The organism is Luteococcus sediminum, assembly GCF_054783495.1.
Genome location: NZ_BAAGQL010000013.1, coordinates 496,267 through 513,901, shown reverse-complemented (window position 1 = coordinate 513,901; position 17,635 = coordinate 496,267). Strand labels below are relative to the sequence as shown.

Sequence of the window (17,635 nt, the reverse complement as noted above, 5' to 3'; positions counted from 1 at the left end):
TTGTACCTAGGGGATGGGTCTCTCCACTGTGCCGCGCCGTACCACGCCGAGCCAGCCGTGGCGGGCCGGTTCAGCCTTGGGCGATGATCCCCTTGCGGGTGAGCCAGGCCTTCGCGATCGTCGCCGAGCTTTCCTGCTTCTCCACGCTGCGGGCATTGAGCTCGGTGAGTTCGTCGGTGGTCAGCTGCGCCGTGACGAGCGCCACGACGGAGGCGGCGTCGGCCCCCACCTTGGAGCTGGCGACCGGGACCACGTTCTGCGGCAGCACCAGGTTCTTGGGGTCCGTGAGGGTGACCAGGTCGCGGGCCTTGATGGACGGGCTGGCTGAGTAGATGTCGGCCACCTGCACCTTGCCGTCGGTGAGCGCCTTGACCGTCAGCGGGCCACCGGAGTCCTCCACCGGCAGCACCGTGGCGTCCACCCCATAGACCCGCTTGAGGCCCGCGGGTCCGTAGGGGCGCTTGGCGATCTCGGAGTTGGCGGCCAGTGTCACCTCCGGCAGCTTCCTGAGGTCCGCGATCGTCTGCAGGCCGTACTTCTGCGCGGTCCCGCGGGTGACATTGAAGGAGTCCTGGTCGGTGGCCTCGGCCGGTTCCAGCGCCATCAGGCCGTCGGGCAGGGCGCTGCGCAGGTCGGTGAGGATCTGGCCGGTGGCCGAGGCGGTGGACTCCTTGTCGTAGTACTGCAGCATCGCACCGCCGTACTCGGGCATCAGGTCGATGCGGCCGGCCTGCATCTCGGGAAGGTAGATCTCGCGCTGCCCGATCTGGTAGTTCCGGGTGATCTTCCAGCCGCGCGACTCCAGCGCCTGGGCGAAGAGCTCGGCGATGATCTCGTTGGAATAGTACTGCTGCGAACCCACCACGAGCGTCTTCGAGGCACCTGCGGTCTGACTGGACTTCTGTGTGCCCAGCGGGTCGGAGCTGGCGCAGCCGGCCGCCAGCAGCAGGCAGACGAGGACGGCGAGCAGGCGCAGGGGATTGCGGTTCACGATGACTCCCGGGTCTGGAGGGTGGGGACGCTTCGGCGCAGCAGGCGTTCGGCCAGCTCGAAGAGGAGCTCCAGCGCGACGGCCAGGCCCAGCACGAGCAGCGAGGCCGCCAGCATCTGCGGGTAGTCCTGGGTCTTGAGGCCCAGGAAGAGGTCGCGGCCCAGGCCTCCGGCGCCGACATAGGCCGCCAGGGTGGCCGTCGAGACCACCTGCAGGGTGGCCGAGCGGATGCCTCCGACCAGCAGCGGCAGGCCCAGGGGGATCTCGACCAGGCCCAGCACCTGCCACTCGGTCATGCCCTGGGCGCGGGCCGCGTCGACGGCGCGGGGGTCGACCGACTCGATGCCGGCATAGGCCCCGGCCAGCACCGAGGGGATGGCCAGCAGTACCAGCGCGATCATCGGCGCCTGCAGGCCCACCCCCAGCCACAGGCCGAAGAGGGTGACCAGGCCCAGGCTGGGCAGGGCCCGGGCAATGCCGGACAGCTGCACCGCCAGGTTGCGGCCCCGGCCGGTGTGGCCCACGAGCCAGCCCAGCGGGATCGCCACCAGGCTGGCCAGCAGGACGGCCAGGACGGTGTACCAGAGGTGCTCGGCCAGGTGGGAGGGCCATCCCTGCGGGCCGTGCAGGTGGGCAGGATCGCCGATCCAGGCGAGGGCCTCGCGGACGAAGTTCATCGCCGCCCTCCCGTCCGGGCCTTGCCGGCGGCACGGGTCCAGGGCATCAGCAGCGCCCCGATCGCCATCAGCGCCGCGTCCAGCAGCAGTGCCAGCAGGGCGGTGGCCAGGATGCCGGTGATCACCTCGGCCAGGATTCCGCGCTGGAAGCCGTCGGTGAACAGCGATCCCAGGCTGCCGACGCCCAGCAGCGCGCTGACCGTCACCAGGCTCACGGTGCTCACCGCCACCACCCGCAGGCCGGCCAGCAGGGCCGGCCCGGCCAGGGGCAGCTCGACGGTGAGGAATCGTCGCAGGCCGCCATAGCCCAGGGCGGTGGCCGACAGCCGCGGCCCCTCACCGACAGCATCGAGCCCGTCGGTGGCCGAGCGCACCATCAGCGCGAAGCCGTAGAGCGACAGGGCTGCCACCACATTCCACCGGTCGCGCACCGTGGTGCCGATCACCATCGGCAGCACGATGAACAGCGGCAGCGAGGGGATGGCGTAGACCAGCCCGCTCAGCGCCACCAGCGCCGCGCGGCCCGGCCGCCAGCGGTTGGCCAGCCAGGCCACCGGGAGCGCCAGCAGCAGGCTGATCGCCACCGCGGGCAGCGTCATCAGCAGGTGTGACCAGGCCAGGCCCCAGACCAGGTCGAGGTTGGCGGCGAGCCAGCTCACGGCAGCTCCTGCCCTGCGGCCAGCCGTCCTGCCGGCCGCCCCCGGGAGTCGAGCACCAGGGTGCCGTGCGCGGTCTGCTGCAGGTGCAGGTCGAGCTCGCCGCGGTCCAGGCCCAGGAAGGACGAGACGAAGTCGTCGGCGGGATTGGCGACGAGGTCGGCGGGAGTGCCCACCTGGGCGATGGCGCCGCCGTTCTTGAGCAGCACGATCTGGTCGCCCAGCGCGATGGCCTCGGCAATGTCGTGGGTGACGAACAGGATGGTCTTGTGCAGCTCGGCCTGGATCCTGCCCATCCAGTGCTGCAGCTCGGAGCGCACCAGCGGGTCGACGGCACCGAAGGGCTCGTCCATCAGCAGGATGTTGGGATTGCTGGCCAGGGCGCGCGCCACGCCGACGCGCTGCTGTTGGCCGCCCGAGAGCTGGGCGGGCCAGCGCCGGGCGAGGTTCTCGTCGAGACCCACCAGGTCCATCAGCTCCACGGCCCGCTCGTGGGCCTGTTTCTTGGCGACGCCGTTGAGGCGGGGCACGGTGGCGATGTTGTCGATGACGCGACGGTGGGGCAGCAGGCCCGAGTTCTGCATCACGTAGCCGATTCGTCGGCGCAGCTTCACCGGGTCCTGGCCGGCGATGTCCTCGTCGTCGATCAGCACCCGGCCGCTGCTGGGGGCGACCATGCGGTTGACCATGCGCAGCAGGGTGGTCTTGCCCGAGCCGGAGGAGCCCACCAGCACGGTGGTCTGGCCGGTGGGGACGACGAGGCTGAAGTCGCCGACGGCGGGCGGGGCCTCGCCGTACTGCTTGGTGACGTGCTCGAACTCGATACCCATCCTGCTCCCTTCGCTGCCGTCGACCGACGGCGGGCTGGTGCCTGGCGTGCGGTAGGCCTTCTTCCATCCAACCCTGACTGGGTGGTCATAATTCCCCCTCAAGGGGTGGAATCTCGTGTGCTGGAAGCGGTCCGTGCGTCCGCAGCGGCGTGGGCGCGGCGCGTGGAAGAATGACTGCCATGTCTTCACTGCCCTCACAGCTCACCGAGCGGGTCCAGTCCGTCACGGGGATCGACCCCGAGATGCGTCCCGCCACCAAGCCACAGTTCGGCCACTTCCAGTCCAATGTGGCACTGCGCCTGGCCAAGAGCGAGGGCCGGCCGCCGCGAGAGGTCGCCGCCTCGATCGTCGAGAAGCTGCAGCTCGACGACCTGTGCGAGCCACTGGAGATCGCCGGGCCGGGATTCATCAACTTCCGCATCAAGTCCCAGGTGCTGGCGGCCACAGCCACCGACCTGATGGCCGACGAGCACGCCGGCATCGTGCAGGCCGACGAGCCGCAGCGTGTGGTGATCGACTACTCGGCACCGAATGCGGCCAAGCAGATGCACGTGGGCCACCTGCGCTCCACGATCATCGGCGACTGCTTCAACCGGGTGCTCACTGCCCAGGGCAACACCGTGATCCCGCAGAACCACATCGGTGACTGGGGCCGCCAGTTCGGCATGCTCGTCGAGCAGACCCTCGAGGAGGGCCTCGACCTGGACAGCCTCGACCTGGCCGGCGCCGAGGCGCTCTACAAGCGCGCCAATGCCCACCTCAAGAGCGACGAGGCCTTCGCCACCCGCTCGCGTGATCGGGTGGTCAAGCTGCAGGCCGGCGACCCCGAGACCCTGGCGATGTGGGAGAAGCTGATCGCCATCTCCAAGGCCGGCTTCGAGAGCACCTATCGTCGCCTCGGTGTGCTGCTGGAACCCAAGGACTACGCGGGCGAGAGCATGTACAACAACATGCTGCCCAAGGTCTGCGAGGACCTGGAGGCCCGCGGCATCGCCAAGCTGGACCAGGGTGCGCTGGTGGTCTTCGTCGACGGCTACGAGGCCCCGGCGATCATGCGCAACTCGCAGGGTGGCTACGGCTACGACGTGACCGACGTGGCGGCGCTGCGCTATCGCGTCGGCGAGCTCGAGGCCGACCGCCTGGTCTACGTGGTGGGCAGCGAGCAGACCCACCACTTCAACCTGATCTTCGGCGTCTGCCGCAAGGCCGGCTACCTGCCCGAGGACGTGCGCGCCCAGCACGTCGGCTACGGCATGGTGCTGGGCACCGACGGCAAGAAGTTCTCCACCCGTGAGGGCACCGCCGTCCACCTGGACGACCTGCTCGACGAGGCCAACCAGCACGCGGCCCCGAACATCGCGCTGGCCGCGATCAAGTACGCCGACCTGTCCAACAGCCTGCAGAAGGACTACACCTTCGACGCGGAGCGGATGACGGCCACCACCGGCGACACCGGGCCCTACCTGCAGTACGCCCACGCCCGCATCTGCCAGATCATGCGCAAGGCCGAGGCGGAGCAGGTGGAGGTGCCGTCGGCCGTCACCGTGCTCGACGAGCCGGCCGAGCAGCAGCTGGCCTTGCTGCTGAGCCGCTTCGGCGAGGTGGTGGCCGAGGTGGCCGAGAGCCTGCAGCCGCACAAGCTGTGCACCTACCTGTACGAGCTGGCCGGTGCCTACTCCACCTTCTACGAGCAGTGCCCGGTGATGAAGAGCGAGGGCGAGGTGCGCGGCTCGCGCCTGGCGCTGTGCCAGGCCACCCGCGGCGTGCTCGCCAAGGGCCTCTACCTGCTGGGGATCGACGCGCCCGAGCGCATGTGATCGGGCCTGAACCGTGATGGGGGCCTGGACCGTGATGGGGGCCTGAACCGTGATGGGGGCCTGAGCGGCTCCATCCTGCGGGCGGCCGTGGTGACGGCCGCCCGCCTCAGCGGATCACGGCTGCTGGAAGCTGCCGATGTGCTTGCTGCCGGCGCCCTGGCCGATCTTGCTGGCGATGTCGGCATCCAGCGGTGCGCCGTGCGTCATGCCCGCGGCGGCCTTGTTGGCCTCGGCGGGAGTGGCATGGGACGGGTAGTACTTGTTCACCCAGCCGCGGCCCACTGCGCGGCTCCACTCGTCGATGTCCTTGTACTGCGTGGCCTGGCCATCGGCGCGGCCCCAGCCGACGGCCACCGGGACGTCGCTGCCCTGCGCCTCGAAGGCATTGCCGGTGGCCTGCCTGATCATCTGGCCCGCCGTGAAGACCTTGTTCTTGTCCAGCGAGTAGAGCTGGAAGTTCGAGAACTTGGAGTCGCGGCCGAGGACGTTGTTGTTGATCACGTTCTCCTTGGCCACCCACGTGTTGGTCGGATCGCCCAGCGGGTAGCGCGGGTCCTGCTGGCCCAGCCCCTGGTCGATGTGCTGGCGGCGTGCGTCCTGTCCGACCGTGACGTCACCGATCTCGGAGTTCCAGATGGTGTTGTTCACCACGCGCACCTTCTCCGCGTCGAACAGGGCGATGCCGCGGCGGGTGCCGGAGACGACGTTGTCGGCCACGACGGCCGAGCTGCTCAGCTCGAGCAGCACGCCGGCCCAGCCGGACTGGTCGGAGTTGACGATCCGGTTGCGGGTGACGGTGATGCCCACGCAGGACTCGTCGGTCCAGATGCCGGTGCTGCGGTAGTTCTCGGAGATGTCGTTGTTGTCGAACAGCACATTGCGCGAGGAGACCACCTTGATGCCGGCCGAGGCCGGCAAGGCGTTGAAGCCCTGGGTGTTGTTCTGGGTGATGACCGAGTTGGTCACCTTGCCGTTGTCGAACATGTTGCCGCCGATGCCGGCCAGGCCGGTGCGACGGATGGTCACGTGGTCGATGTGGCCCGAGCCGTTCTTGCCGTCCGAGGTCATCGTGATGCCGACGCCGGCGACGTCCTCGATGGTGACGTTCTCCACCTTGACGCGCTCACGGGCGTTGAAGACCACGCCCAGGCGCCAGATGGCGTTGGCGTGGCGACGGATGCCGAAGCCACGCAGGGTGACGTCGGGCGAGCCGATGGTGAACTGGCGGTCGCGGTTGCTGGCGCGCAGCTCGTGGCCCGAGGGGTTGGAGCCGATCACCAGCTGCTTGTTGCCGGGGTCGACGGCGAACTGGCCCTCCTTGACGCCCGAGCCCAGCGAGACCTGCTTGAGCTGCTTGCCGTCCAGGAAGACCTGGTCGGGCCAGGCGGCCAGCGGGTTGGCGGGGTCGATGAAGGAGGCGTCGTTGTGGCCCTTGGTGTGCGAGGCGGAGTGGTCCCAGAAGGTGGTCCACGGGGCGCGCCAGGTGGTGCCGGACTGGCTCCAGCCGGTGACCGGCACCGAACCGTCCAGCCAGACGGCCTCGCCGGCCTGGTTCTGGATGGTGACCTTCTTGTAGATCTCCACCTCGGGCTGGTTGTAGACGCCGCCGCGGATCACGACGGTGCCGCCGGCCGGGGCCGCGACGACGGCGGCCGAGACGGTGCGCTTCGGGGCCGCCTGGGTGCCGGGGTTGGAGTCGCTGCCGTTGGTGGCGACGAAGATGGCGCCGGCCGGGTTGGGGTAGCTGGCCTGGCCGACCGGCACCGAGCCCCGCGAGCCATTGGCCGCGACGGTCGGGGCGGGTGCCGGTGCCGGGGCGGGACTCTTCGTGGCCGTCGCGGTGGCGGTGGGCGTGGGCTTGGGGCTGGTGGTGGCGGTGGGTGCCGGGGCGGGCACGCCGGTGCGGTCGGGCACGTCGATGCGCTCCAGCGAGGTGGCGGTGAACTGCTTCACCTGTACGGGAACGGTGCCGGCGGCGGCAACGACGGCCATGCCGGCCTGGCCTGCGGTGGTGATGCGACGCTCCGAGCTGTCCACGGAGGTCACCTGCGAGCCGGGCTGCTCGGTGCCGTCGGCCCAGACGGTGCCCTGGATGCGCACCGGGTTGCTGCCGCTGACCACCATGTGCAGGCGCAGGGTGGCGCCGGGGCGGGCCAGGTCATTGACCACGGCGCTGCCGGCGATGGCAGTGTCGCCGCCGCCGGTGCGGTCGGCGCTGAGTCCGATGCGGCCATTGCCGTGGATGCGGAACCACATCCGGTAGCTGCGGTTGGTGCCGACCTCCTCACGGGCGGTCAGCGCCACCATGGTGCTGGCGTCCTTGTCCAGCTGCGGCACGGTGATGGTCTGCTCCACCACGACGTCCGCGGAGCCGGGGGCAGGCAGGCTGGCGTCGAGCACCTGGCCGGGCTGGCCGGCGAAGGTGGCCTGGCCGTCGGCCACGCGCACCGTCTCCGGACCCTTCACGACATTCCATGCCCCGGTGCTGCCGGAGCCCAGGCCGCTGGTGGTGCGGTCGAAGGAGTCGCTGGCCAGGGTGGTGCCCGTCGCGTGTGCGGTCTGGGGGAGGCAGTACATGGTGGGTAGTGCCACCGTGGTGGCGAGGGCAGCGCCGAGGGCGCCCCGGGTCAGGCGTACAGCCGTCATGGATGGTCACTTTCGTGTGGGGTGGAAGGGCCCGCGATCTCATCAGGTTGTGAATTTGCTGAGTCTTTCCCAAGGATACCTCAGGAACTCGCGATTTTTGGTGATCTGCTGGCGATTGCTTGCATTGAAGGAATCGCCATCCTTGGACCCAGCTGAAGCCGGGGCGACGCGCACCCTTGAGGGGGGCTATCGTCGATGGGCTGGCTCACAGTGGGAGCCGGCAGGTGCTTCACGACAACGGGGGAATTCAGCAGTGCGCAAGGGATATGTGATCTCCACCTTCGACATGGTCAATGTCGCCGACCTGGACCTGCTCGACCAGGTCCAGCAGGCCTGCGACGAGGTGACCGTCGTGGTGCTCGGCGACGACTACGCCCAGCGACTGCACGGCCGCGCTCCAGTGATCCCCGAGGACGAGCGGCACGGGCTGGTGTCGGCACTGCGCTCCACCGACGAGGTGGTCCTGTGCCAGCAGGAGGACCAGCTGCCCCGCCGTGGTGGACCGGACGCCACCCTCTACAGTGACGAGCAGGCCCTGGTCGGGAAGGTCGATGTGGTGCTCACTCCCACCCGACGCTCCGCCAGCAGCCAGCTGCGCAATGCCCTGAACCATCAGGCCCTGAACCACCAGGCCCTGAACCACCAGGCCCTGAACCACCAGGCCCTGAACCACCAGGCCCACACCACCAGCCGCTCCAACGACGAGGACCTCTCTGCATGAGTGACAAGAGTTTCGGCAATTCCCTACGCCAGCTCAAGCAGGCCCAGAAGAGCAATACCGGCGCCCCGCTCTACTCGGTGCTGGTGAACCGGCCGATGGGCCGTGTCTTCGCCGCCCTGGCCCACCAGCTCAACATGGACCCCAACCAGGTGACGGCCGTCAGCGCCCTGTTCACCTTCACCGGGGTCGGCCTGCTCTTCTTCTGTGCCCCCACCTGGCCCGTCGCCATCGCCGTGGGCCTGTGCCTGGTGGTCGGCTACGGCCTGGACGCCGCCGACGGCCAGCTCGCCCGCCTGCGCGGCGGCGGCAGCCTGCTGGGGGAGTGGCTGGACCACACCATCGACTCCTTCAAGATCGCCACCCTGCACCTGGCCGTGCTCGTGATGGCCTTCCGCCACTACCACTCGCACGAGTGGCTGCTGGTGCCGTTGGCCTTCGGCGCGGTCTACACCATCCACTTCTTCGGCATGCTGCTCACCGACCTGCTGACCCGCGTGCACCACGCCGGCCGCGGCGAGAAGCTGCCCCCCAAGGGCAAGGGCTCCACCGTCATGTCGCTGGCCAAGGTGCCCACCGACTTCGGCCTGCTGGCGCTGAGCTTCTTCCTGATCGCCTGGCCGCTGGGCTTCAAGGTGCTCTACACCTTCATGTTCGTGTGCACCACGCTCTACACCGTGATGGTGCTGGTGCGCTGGGGCCAGCGGATCAACGCCCTCGACGCGCGCACCCGCGCCGACCGCCAAGCGGGCCTGCGATGAGCAAGCCGGTCAACCCCATCGTCCCCGAGGTGGGACGCATCCCCGACGCCGTCGCGCCGCAGCACCTGGTGGACCCCACCAAGGGCGTCATCGGCTACGTACCCGGCGCCTGGGACATGTTCCACATCGGTCATCTCAACATCCTGCGCCGCTCCCGGCCGCACTGTGACCACCTGATCGTCGGCTGCGTCTCCGACGAGGCGCTGGAGCGCACCAAGGGCAAGCGCCCGATCGTCACGCTCAGCGAACGCATCGAGATCCTCCAGGCCATTGGCATCGTCGACGAGGTCGTCATCGACGAGGGCAGCAAGGTCGAGGTCTGGCACCGGCACCCCTTCGACGTCCTGTTCAAGGGTGACGACTGGCTGGGCACCCCGAAGGGCGACAAGCTCGAGAAGGACATGGCCAGTGTGGGCGTGCGCGTCCACTACTTCCCCTACACCGCACACACCTCCAGCACCGCCCTGCGCGCGATCATCGCCGATCGCTGACCCACGAAAGGCCCCAAGAAATGCGCATCGCACTCGTCGGAACCCGCGGCGTCCCCGCCCGCTACGGGGGTTTCGAGACCGCCATCGAGGAGATCGGTGCCCGACTGGCCGATGCCGGGCACCACATCACCGTCTTCTGCCGCACCCCCGAGGGCGTCGAGCAGCTCGAGACGCACAAGGGCATGCACCTGGTGCACCTGCCCGCGCTGCAGAAGCGCTCCCTGGAGACCCTGTCGCACACCGCGTTGAGCGTGGTCGACTCCCACCTCAAGGGCGTCGACGCGGCGATCGTCTTCAATGCCGCCAATGCCCCCTTCCTGCCCGTCATCCGGGCGCGTCGCATCCCCGTCGCCACGCACGTCGACGGCCTGGAGTGGCGCCGCGGCAAGTGGTCGGGCACCGGCCAGCAGTACTACCGCTTCAGCGAGCAGCTGGCGGTGCGCTGGAGCGATGCCCTGATCGCCGACGCCCAGGGCATCGCCGACTACTACACCGAGGAATTCCACGCGCCCACGCGCCTGATCGCCTACGGTGCGCCGATCCTGCACGACCTGCCCACCGCCAAGCTCGAGCCGCTGGGCCTGGAACCGCAGCAGTTCCATTTGGCCGTGGCCCGCTTCGAGCCCGAGAACCACATCCTCGAGATCGTCCAGGGCTATGTGGCCAGCAAGGCGAAGCACCCGCTGGTGGTGGTCGGCTCGGCCCCCTACTCCGACGAGTACACCGCACGGATCACCGCTGCCGCCGACGAGCGGGTCAAGCTGCTCGGCGGCCTGTGGGACCAGGACCAGCTGGACCAGCTCTACGCCCACTCCCTGACCTACCTGCACGGCCACTCGGTGGGCGGCACCAACCCGTCGCTGCTGCGCGCCGGCGGTGCGGGTGCCTTCACCATCGCCTGGGACGTCGACTTCAACCGCGAGGTGGTGCTCGGCACCGGCGAGTACTTCTCCACCCCCGCACAGCTGGCCACGATCCTGGAGCGGGTGGAGGCCGAGCCGGAGCGCACCCGTCAGCGTGGCCTGGAGCTGCAGGCCTCGATGCACCGCTATGACTGGGACCAGGTTGCGCGCGACTACGAGACGCTGTGCCGCGACCTCGCCGAGCGCAACTACCCGAAGAAGCGACCCAGTGGCCGCCGCCACCCGAGCCGCTGGAGCCGTTGACATGCACACCCACACGAAGCCCAGCACCGGCCACCTGGCCGTCGTGCTGGTCAACTACGCCTCGCATGCCCTGCTGGAGCGCAACCTCGACCCCTCGCTCGGCGAGCACGGCATCAGCGTGGTCATGGTCGACAACTTCTCCAGCGACGCCGAGCAGCAGGCCGTGCGCGAGCTGGCCGCCGACCGCGGCTGGGAGCTGGTGGCCAGCCCCACCAATGTCGGCTTCGGCGACGGCGTGAACCTGGGCGTCGCACGGGCCCGCGAGCTGGGCTGCACCAGCGTCGTGCTGCTCAACCCCGACGCCGTGGTCACCATCCCGGTGCTGCAGGAGCTGCACCGCAGCGTCGAGGCCGACCCCGCCGCCCTGGTCTGCCCGCGGATGAACCGCTCCGACGGCCGCCACTACTTCCGCGGCTCCCGCCTGGACTACACCACCGGACACCTCAAGGGCGGCTGGGCCGACGACGGCACCGAGGACGCCGAGGGCCGCTGGAAGCCGTGGCTCACTGCTGCCTGCCTGGCCATCCATCTGAGTGCCTGGGAGCGCATCGGCGGCTTCAGCGAGGGCTACTTCCTGTACTGGGAGGACGTCGACCTCACCCGTCGGGCCGCCGAGGCGGGCCTGCACCTGGTGCTGCGCCAGGACCTGGTGGCCGTGCACGACGAGGGCGGCACCCAGGAGCGCACCGACAGCCGTGCGCTGTCCGACACCTACTACTACTGGAATGCCCGCAACCGGCTGCTGTTCGCCAGCCGCCACCTGGGCCGCGCCGACCTGGCGCGCTGGATCGTGCGCACCCCGGCCGAGAGCTGGGAGATCCTGATGCGCGGCGGCAAGCGCCAGCTGCTGCACTCCCGCAGCCCGCTGGTGGCCACCGCCAAGGGCTCGGCCTCCGGCCTGGGCCTGGCGCTCAAGGCCCTGGTGACCGGCCCCGGACGCGACGCGACCACGGCACCGGCCGCTCCGCGACGTGCCAGCTGCCAGGCCGCCGGCCAGGGCGTGGACAGCGTCCTGGTGGCGCACCCCTCGCCCGACCTCTACGGCTCCGACCGCGTCATGCTCGAGACCGTCTCCGGCCTGGTCGAGTCCGGCTCCCGCGTCACCGTCGCCCTGCCCGGCGACGGCCCGCTGGTGCCCGAGCTGGCGGCCCGCGGTGCCGGGGTGGTCTTCATCGACATGCCGGTGCTGCGCAAGAGCGCGCTGAAGCCGCGCGGCTTCGTGCAGCTGGTGGGCTGCGCGCTGCGCACCCTGCCGCAGCAGCTCGCCCTGGTGCGGCGCGTCGAGGCCGATGCCGTGCTGGTCAACACCGTCACCATCCCGATGTGGGGCCTGGTGGGTCGCCTGGCCGGCCGCTCCGTGGTGGTGCACGTCCACGAGGCCGAGGGTTCGGCCTCGATGCTGGTCAAGCGGGTGCTCTACGCGCCGCTCTTCCTGGCCCACCACCTGGTGCTCAACTCCACCTTCGCCGAGCAGGTGCTCACCAGCGCCTACCCGTCGCTGGGCCGCCGCTCGACGGTGGTCTACAACGGCGTGCCCGGGCCCGCCGAGGTGGAGCCGCTGCGGGCAGAACCCGTGCCGGTCAACCTGCTGTTCATCGGCCGCCTGTCGCCGCGCAAGGGCCCCGACGTGGCCGTCGATGCCTTGGCCGAGCTGACCCGTCGCGGGATCGACGCGCGCCTGGGCCTGCTGGGCGCGGTCTTCCCCGGCTACGAGTGGTTCGAGGAGGAGTTGCACGAGCAGGTCGAGCGCCTCGGTCTGGCCGACCGGGTCGACTTCCTGGGCTTCTGTCCCACGGTGTGGCCCACCATGGCCGAGCACGACATCGTGCTGGTGCCCTCGGTGGCCGACGAGCCCTTCGGCAACACCGCCGTCGAGGCGATCCTGGCCGGGCGTGCGCTCGTGGTGAGTGACACCTCGGGCCTGCGCGAGGCCTCCAGCGGCTTCGACGCGGTCCGTCGCGTCGAGGCGGGCAGCCCCTCGGCGATCGCCGACGGTGTGGCCAGCCTGGTCGACGACTGGGCCCTGGTGTGCGAGCAGGTGGTGGCCGACAGGGCCAGTGCGATGCGTCGCTACGGCCCCGAGGTCTACCGGGCCGCCATCGTCGCCGAGGTGGAGCGCGCGGTGCTCGGGCGCAGCAATGCATGAGCGGGTCGTCGGTCACGTCCGCGCCGGCCGCCCCGGCCCGCAAGCCCCGCATGGCCTGGCCCGACGTGGCCAGGGGACTGTGCATGGTCATCGTCGTGCTGTGGCACAGCTCGCTGTGGGTGACCGAGGAGATGAACAAGGGGGTGCAGGGGCCCTGGTTCCGGCTGGGACTGTTCCTGACGCCGCTGCGGATGCCGCTGTTCTTCTTCATCTCGGGCTTCTTCGCCACCCGGGCCGTGCGTCGGCCCCTGGCAGCGACGAAGGCACGCACCGTCGGCATGTACTACCTGTACGCGGTGTGGACCGCGCTGTTCGTCTCGCGGCTGCTGCTGCCGCAGGCGCGCGGCGGCCACGACCTGCCGGGAGCGGACCAGTTCCTGCTCGCGCTGCTGCTGCCGACCAGCTTCTGGTACCTGTGGTGCCTGGCCTTCTACTTCCTGCTCACCCATGCTCTGCTGAAGCTCCTCGGTGACCGCTCGGTCTGGCTGCTGCTGCCGCTGGCGGTGCTCTCGGTGCTGGCACCCCTGGTGCGCCAGCACACGCTGGGGTGGGTCGAGGCCCCGCTGGATGCCGTGAAGGCGTCCTCGGTGCTGGCCAACTACCTGTGGTTCTTCGGCGGAGTGGTGCTGGTGCCGCTGTGGACGCGGCTGATGGAGCGGGCCCGCTGGGCCTGGTGTGCGATCGGGGCCCTCGCCTACGTGGCGATCTTCTGGGTTGCCCTGACGATGGGCGCACTGGGCGAGATCAGCTGGCACATGCTGCCGCTGTCGGTGCTGTCACTGGCCACGGCCGGGCAGGTGCTGGCCCTGGCCCCGATGGACGGCCGTGTGGGGCGCCTGCTGCAGCGCATCGGGCGCGACACGCTGCCGATCTACATCTTCCACATCTTCCTGCTCTCGGTCTTCGGCGCGGGCGTGACCCTGAGCGGGGTGATGCCGACGCTGCGGGCCCACCAGGCAGTGGCCAACTGGGTGCTGCCCCCGGTGATGATGCTGGTCTTCGTGCCGCTGGCGCTGGGCATCGCCGCGCTGCTGCGCAGCACCCCGCTGGGCGTGCTGCTCAAGGCCCCGGCCCGGCTGGTGGCAGCTCCCGAGGGCGTCACTCCGCGACGTGCGCGAAACTGAACCTTCACTGAACCTGCGCCATTCGGGCCCGAAGGGCGCCGGATGCCAAATTGGCCCGCCCCGCCCCGCGGGGCGGGCCCTTTTCCTGTCCTGCGGCGGATCGGGGCGACGATGTCGCCGTCGGACGGCGACGAGGGGACTGTGCATCGGCTGAGAGCCCCTGCGATCGGCGCAATTCTCTAGCACGTCGCTCATAGTCTTGGCTCGGCTGCATGCACCGGGGGGTGCATGGATGCTGGCGTACCTCCACGAGGGTTCGCCCCATGATTCTCGGGAAAGTTGTGCCAATGATTCATCTGCGTTCGTCGTCTGCTCGACCCAGTGGTGTCACCGGACTGGCCCTGGCCGCAGTGCTCGGCCTGTCGACCATCACCGCACCCCTGGCCCAGGCCGCACCCAGCGACTACACGCTGGTGGAGCGCGACGCCGCCAAGGGCGTCACCGCCGATGCGCTGCCGACCACGCAGATCGATGGCATCGCCTGGGACCAGGAGATCGTGGGCAACAAGGTCTACGTGGGTGGCGAGTTCGCCAATGCCCGCCCCGCCGGTGCCGCCCCCGGCACCCAGCTGACGCCACGTGCGAACCTGCTGGCCTATGACCTGGCCACCGGAGAGCTGGACCAGAACTTCACGCTCGACACCAATGGCCGCGTCAATGCCATTGCCAAGTCGCCCGATGGCTCCCGCGTCTATGTCGGCGGTTCCTTCACCAGCGTCAACGGCCAGAACCGCTACCGCATCGCCGCCTTCGACACCGCCACCGGCAAGCTCGTCTCCAGCTTCGCCCCCGCCATCAATGCCTCGGTGATGGCCATCACCGTCACCGACACCGCGGTCTACGTCGGTGGCGGCTTCGGCTCGGTCAACGGCAATGTCCGCACCCGCCTGGCCGCCTTCGACCCGAAGACCGGCGCCCTGCTCGGCTGGGCCCCCAGCGCGAACCGGATCGTGCGCGCACTGACCACCACCCCGGACGGCAGCCGCGTCATCGCCGGCGGCCTGTTCAGCACCATCAACGGCGCCAGCTCGCCCGGCACCGCCTCGCTGGATGCCGCCGACGGCACGCTGTACTCCTTCCGTTTCAACAACTACGTGCGCAATGGCACCGACAACACCGGCATCTACAGCCTCACCAGCGACGGCACCAGCATCTTCGCCACCGCCTTCAACTACGGCGAGGGGCTCTTCGAGGGCGTCGCCCGCCTGGAGCCCTACACCGGCGAGATCGTCTGGCTGGCCGACTGTCACGGCGACTCCTATGACGCCACCGCCATGGACGGCGCGGTCTACGTCGCCAGCCACGAGCACAACTGTGAGAACATCGGCTCCTTCCCACAGCTGGGCGACGACGTCTTCAAGCGCGCCACCGCCTTCGCCTACGAGCCCAGCGGCACCGTGCGCGCGAACCGCCAGCGGGGCTACAGCAACTTTGGGGGCATGCCCGCCACCACCCAGGTGAACTGGTTCCCCGAGCTCACCCCCGGCAACAAGTCGGGCATGAACCAGGCCTCCTGGACCGTCGAGGCGGGCCAGGGCTATGTGGTGATGGGCGGCGAGTTCCCCACCGCCAACGGCAAGCCGCAGGAGGGCCTGGTGCGCTTCGCCCGCCCCGGCATCGCCCCCAGCAAGGAGGGCCCGGTGGTCGGTGGCGCCGAGTTGAAGACCACCGCGACGCCCTCCGGATCGATCATCCTGCTGAGCTGGAACAGCTCCTATGACCGTGACAACGGCCCGCTGACCTATTCCATCTACCGCAGAGACAACCCGACCCAGCCCATCGACACCATCAAGGCCACCTCCTACTGGTGGGACACCCCGCGCCTGTCGTGGAGCGACGACTCGCTGAGCGAGGGACAGAGCGCCACCTACTGGGTGGTGGTGACCGATGCCGACGGCAACCGGGTCCGCGGAGACAACGTGACGGCCACGGCGGGCAGGGCCGACCCCTCGGCCGCCTACCTGGCCCGTGTGATGGGCGACGCGCCCAGTCACTACTGGCGCCTGGACGAAGCCAGCGGCACCACCGCCAAGGACGTCGCGGGCACCAACCCGCTGTGGCTCGACCGCACCGCCGTGCGCAACCAGCCCGGCATCACCGAGGGCAATGCCTCGACCCGCTTCGCCAGCACCTTCTACGGCTCGGCCAGCTATGACTACGAGACGGCCCCCAACAACTACACGACCGAGGCCTGGATCAAGACCACCTCGACCAGGGGCGGCGCCATCGTCAACATGGGAACCTCCTACGACACCTACTCCAGCGCCTACGACCGCCACATCTACATGACCAACAGCGGCCAGCTGGCGATGGGCCTCAACTCGGGCGGCCGCCGCGCGGTGATCTCGCCCAACCGTTACAACGACGGCCAGTGGCACCACGTCGCCAGCACGCTGTCGAGCGCCGGCATGAAGCTCTACGTCGACGGCAAGCTGGTGGGCAGCAATCTCAACCACACCACCGGCCAGGCCATGCGCGGCTACTGGCGCGTTGGTGGCGACACCGTCACCGGCCTGCCCAGCCAGCCCTCCTCCCGTTGGTTCCAGGGCCAGATCGACGAGGTGGCCGTCTATCCGACCGCGCTGAGCGAGGAGCAGCTGCGGCTGCACGCCGCCGCCGGTGGCGTGCAGATGCCCAATGCGGCACCCAGCGCCGCCTTCGATTCCACCTGCACCGAGGCCACCTGTGCCTTCGATGCGACCGCCAGCCGTGACTCCGACGGCCGCATCACCAGCCACCAGTGGGACTTCGGCGACGGCAGCACCGGCACCGGCCAGACCGCCAGCCACACCTACGCCAGCTCCGGCAGCTACCAGGTCACCCTGACCGTCACCGACGACAAGGGCGCCACGAAGGCGATCACCAAGACCGTCCAGGTCACCGTGCCCGCCCCGGCGGAGCCCGCCCCCGCCGAGCCCGCCCCCGTCGAGCCCGCCCCGACCGAGCAGCCCACCGCCCCCGCCGCAGACGGCGTCGTCGCCCGCGACGACTTCACCGGCATCCGGACCCGCTGGGGCAGTGCCACCACCGGCGGCGCCTGGAGCTACACCGCCGGTGCCAACTCCTTCAGCACCGTCGACGGCACCGGGCGGATGAGCCTGGCCGCCGGCGCCACGGCCATTGCCTCGCTGGCCGAGGTGCAGGCCACCGATGTCACCGTGCAGACCAGCGTGTCGATCGACAAGACCACCACCGGGGGCGGCGTCAACGTCTTCCTGGCGGGCCGGCGCACCGCTGCCGGCGAGTACCGCGCCAAGCTGCGCCTGCTGTCCACCGGGCAGGCCAACCTGGCGGTGTCCAAGGTGGTCGCCGGCAAGGAGACCGTGCTCAAGGAGATCGTCGCCGCCGAGAACTACACCCCCGGCAGCGTGGTCACCGTCGAGCTCGACATCACCGGCCAGACCGTCGCCGCCAAGGCCTGGACGCCCACCGAGGCCGAACCCACCACGGCAACCGTGAGTGTCCAGGACAGCACGCTCCAGACGGCGGGTAGCGTCGGCCTTGTTGGCTATGCCTCCGGCAGCGCCACCAATGCCCCCTACCAGCTGGCCTTCGACGACCTGGTGGTCACCAGCAAGGCCTGATCCTCGACCGATCACCGGAAGTACCCCC

Annotated in this window: 13 protein-coding genes; 8 read left to right on the top strand and 5 right to left on the bottom strand. The window is 69.7% G+C overall.

What is annotated here, in order from left to right; genetic code table 11:
• Positions 1-70: 70 nt before the first annotated feature.
• The 4 genes from ACYVKA_RS09305 to ACYVKA_RS09290 are packed head-to-tail and all read right to left on the bottom strand — an operon-like array spanning position 71 to position 3,154.
• Positions 71-991 (bottom strand): ABC transporter substrate-binding protein, encoded by a 921-nt coding sequence (locus tag ACYVKA_RS09305; protein WP_460704828.1) that lies wholly within the window; start codon positions 989-991, stop codon positions 71-73.
• Positions 988-1,668 carry an ABC transporter permease gene (locus tag ACYVKA_RS09300; protein ID WP_460704827.1) on the bottom strand — a complete coding sequence of 227 codons (681 nt, stop codon included), beginning with the start codon at positions 1,666-1,668 and terminating at the stop codon, positions 988-990. Before ACYVKA_RS09300 ends, ACYVKA_RS09305 begins: the two co-directional genes overlap by 4 nt.
• A complete protein-coding gene (locus tag ACYVKA_RS09295) occupies positions 1,665-2,327 on the bottom strand; it encodes an ABC transporter permease (RefSeq protein ID WP_460704825.1) in 663 nt (220 codons plus the stop codon). The genes ACYVKA_RS09300 and ACYVKA_RS09295 overlap by 4 nt, the downstream gene beginning before the upstream one ends.
• Positions 2,324-3,154, bottom strand: coding sequence for an ABC transporter ATP-binding protein (locus ACYVKA_RS09290; RefSeq protein WP_460704823.1), 831 nt, complete (start codon positions 3,152-3,154; stop codon positions 2,324-2,326). Before ACYVKA_RS09290 ends, ACYVKA_RS09295 begins: the two co-directional genes overlap by 4 nt.
• Before the next feature lie 179 nt (positions 3,155-3,333).
• On the opposite strand from ACYVKA_RS09290, the gene argS reads away from it, so the two are divergent.
• A complete protein-coding gene (gene argS / locus ACYVKA_RS09285) occupies positions 3,334-4,971 on the top strand; it encodes an arginine--tRNA ligase (protein ID WP_460704821.1) in 1,638 nt (545 codons plus the stop codon).
• Positions 4,972-5,085: 114 nt separating this feature from the next.
• Here the strand turns inward: argS and ACYVKA_RS09280 are convergent, their stop codons facing one another.
• On the bottom strand, positions 5,086-7,617 hold the full coding sequence (locus ACYVKA_RS09280) for a right-handed parallel beta-helix repeat-containing protein (protein WP_460704819.1): 2,532 nt from the start codon (positions 7,615-7,617) through the stop codon (positions 5,086-5,088).
• Between the two features lie 253 nt (positions 7,618-7,870).
• Between ACYVKA_RS09280 and ACYVKA_RS09275 the strand changes: the two genes are divergently transcribed.
• The 7 genes from ACYVKA_RS09275 to ACYVKA_RS09245 all read left to right on the top strand — a co-directional run bounded on the left by ACYVKA_RS09275 (position 7,871) and on the right by ACYVKA_RS09245 (position 17,607).
• Positions 7,871-8,338 (top strand): hypothetical protein, encoded by a 468-nt coding sequence (locus ACYVKA_RS09275; protein ID WP_460704817.1) that lies wholly within the window; start codon positions 7,871-7,873, stop codon positions 8,336-8,338.
• On the top strand, positions 8,335-9,096 hold the full coding sequence (locus tag ACYVKA_RS09270) for a CDP-alcohol phosphatidyltransferase family protein (RefSeq protein ID WP_460704815.1): 762 nt from the start codon (positions 8,335-8,337) through the stop codon (positions 9,094-9,096). The genes ACYVKA_RS09275 and ACYVKA_RS09270 overlap by 4 nt, the downstream gene beginning before the upstream one ends.
• Positions 9,093-9,587 (top strand): adenylyltransferase/cytidyltransferase family protein, encoded by a 495-nt coding sequence (locus ACYVKA_RS09265; protein WP_460704813.1) that lies wholly within the window; start codon positions 9,093-9,095, stop codon positions 9,585-9,587. The genes ACYVKA_RS09270 and ACYVKA_RS09265 overlap by 4 nt, the downstream gene beginning before the upstream one ends.
• A 20-nt stretch (positions 9,588-9,607) precedes the next feature.
• The gene (locus ACYVKA_RS09260) at positions 9,608-10,753 is read left to right on the top strand and encodes a DUF1972 domain-containing protein (RefSeq protein WP_460704811.1); all 1,146 of its coding nucleotides are present in this window, start codon (positions 9,608-9,610) and stop codon (positions 10,751-10,753) included.
• Position 10,754: 1 nt separating this feature from the next.
• Positions 10,755-12,899, top strand: a complete 2,145-nt coding sequence (locus ACYVKA_RS09255) for a glycosyltransferase (protein WP_460704809.1) — start codon at positions 10,755-10,757, stop codon at positions 12,897-12,899.
• Positions 12,896-14,023, top strand: a complete 1,128-nt coding sequence (locus ACYVKA_RS09250) for an acyltransferase family protein (protein ID WP_460704807.1) — start codon at positions 12,896-12,898, stop codon at positions 14,021-14,023. The genes ACYVKA_RS09255 and ACYVKA_RS09250 overlap by 4 nt, the downstream gene beginning before the upstream one ends.
• A gap of 287 nt (positions 14,024-14,310) precedes the next feature.
• Positions 14,311-17,607 (top strand): PKD domain-containing protein, encoded by a 3,297-nt coding sequence (locus tag ACYVKA_RS09245; protein WP_460704805.1) that lies wholly within the window; start codon positions 14,311-14,313, stop codon positions 17,605-17,607.
• The last annotated feature ends 28 nt before the right edge of the window (positions 17,608-17,635 follow it).

Excerpts from the sequence above, each read along its gene's own strand:
- ACYVKA_RS09300 (WP_460704827.1), bottom strand. The coding sequence starts at position 1,668 with ATGAACTTCGTCCGCGAGGCCCTCGCCTGGATCGGCGATCCTGCCCAC.
- ACYVKA_RS09290 (WP_460704823.1), bottom strand. The coding sequence starts at position 3,154 with ATGGGTATCGAGTTCGAGCACGTCACCAAGCAGTACGGCGAGGCCCCG.
- argS (WP_460704821.1), top strand. The coding sequence starts at position 3,334 with ATGTCTTCACTGCCCTCACAGCTCACCGAGCGGGTCCAGTCCGTCACG.
- ACYVKA_RS09280 (WP_460704819.1), bottom strand. The coding sequence starts at position 7,617 with ATGACGGCTGTACGCCTGACCCGGGGCGCCCTCGGCGCTGCCCTCGCC.
- ACYVKA_RS09270 (WP_460704815.1), top strand. The coding sequence starts at position 8,335 with ATGAGTGACAAGAGTTTCGGCAATTCCCTACGCCAGCTCAAGCAGGCC.
- ACYVKA_RS09265 (WP_460704813.1), top strand. The coding sequence starts at position 9,093 with ATGAGCAAGCCGGTCAACCCCATCGTCCCCGAGGTGGGACGCATCCCC.
- ACYVKA_RS09260 (WP_460704811.1), top strand. The coding sequence starts at position 9,608 with ATGCGCATCGCACTCGTCGGAACCCGCGGCGTCCCCGCCCGCTACGGG.
- ACYVKA_RS09255 (WP_460704809.1), top strand. The coding sequence starts at position 10,755 with ATGCACACCCACACGAAGCCCAGCACCGGCCACCTGGCCGTCGTGCTG.
- ACYVKA_RS09250 (WP_460704807.1), top strand. The coding sequence starts at position 12,896 with ATGAGCGGGTCGTCGGTCACGTCCGCGCCGGCCGCCCCGGCCCGCAAG.
- ACYVKA_RS09245 (WP_460704805.1), top strand. The coding sequence starts at position 14,311 with ATGATTCATCTGCGTTCGTCGTCTGCTCGACCCAGTGGTGTCACCGGA.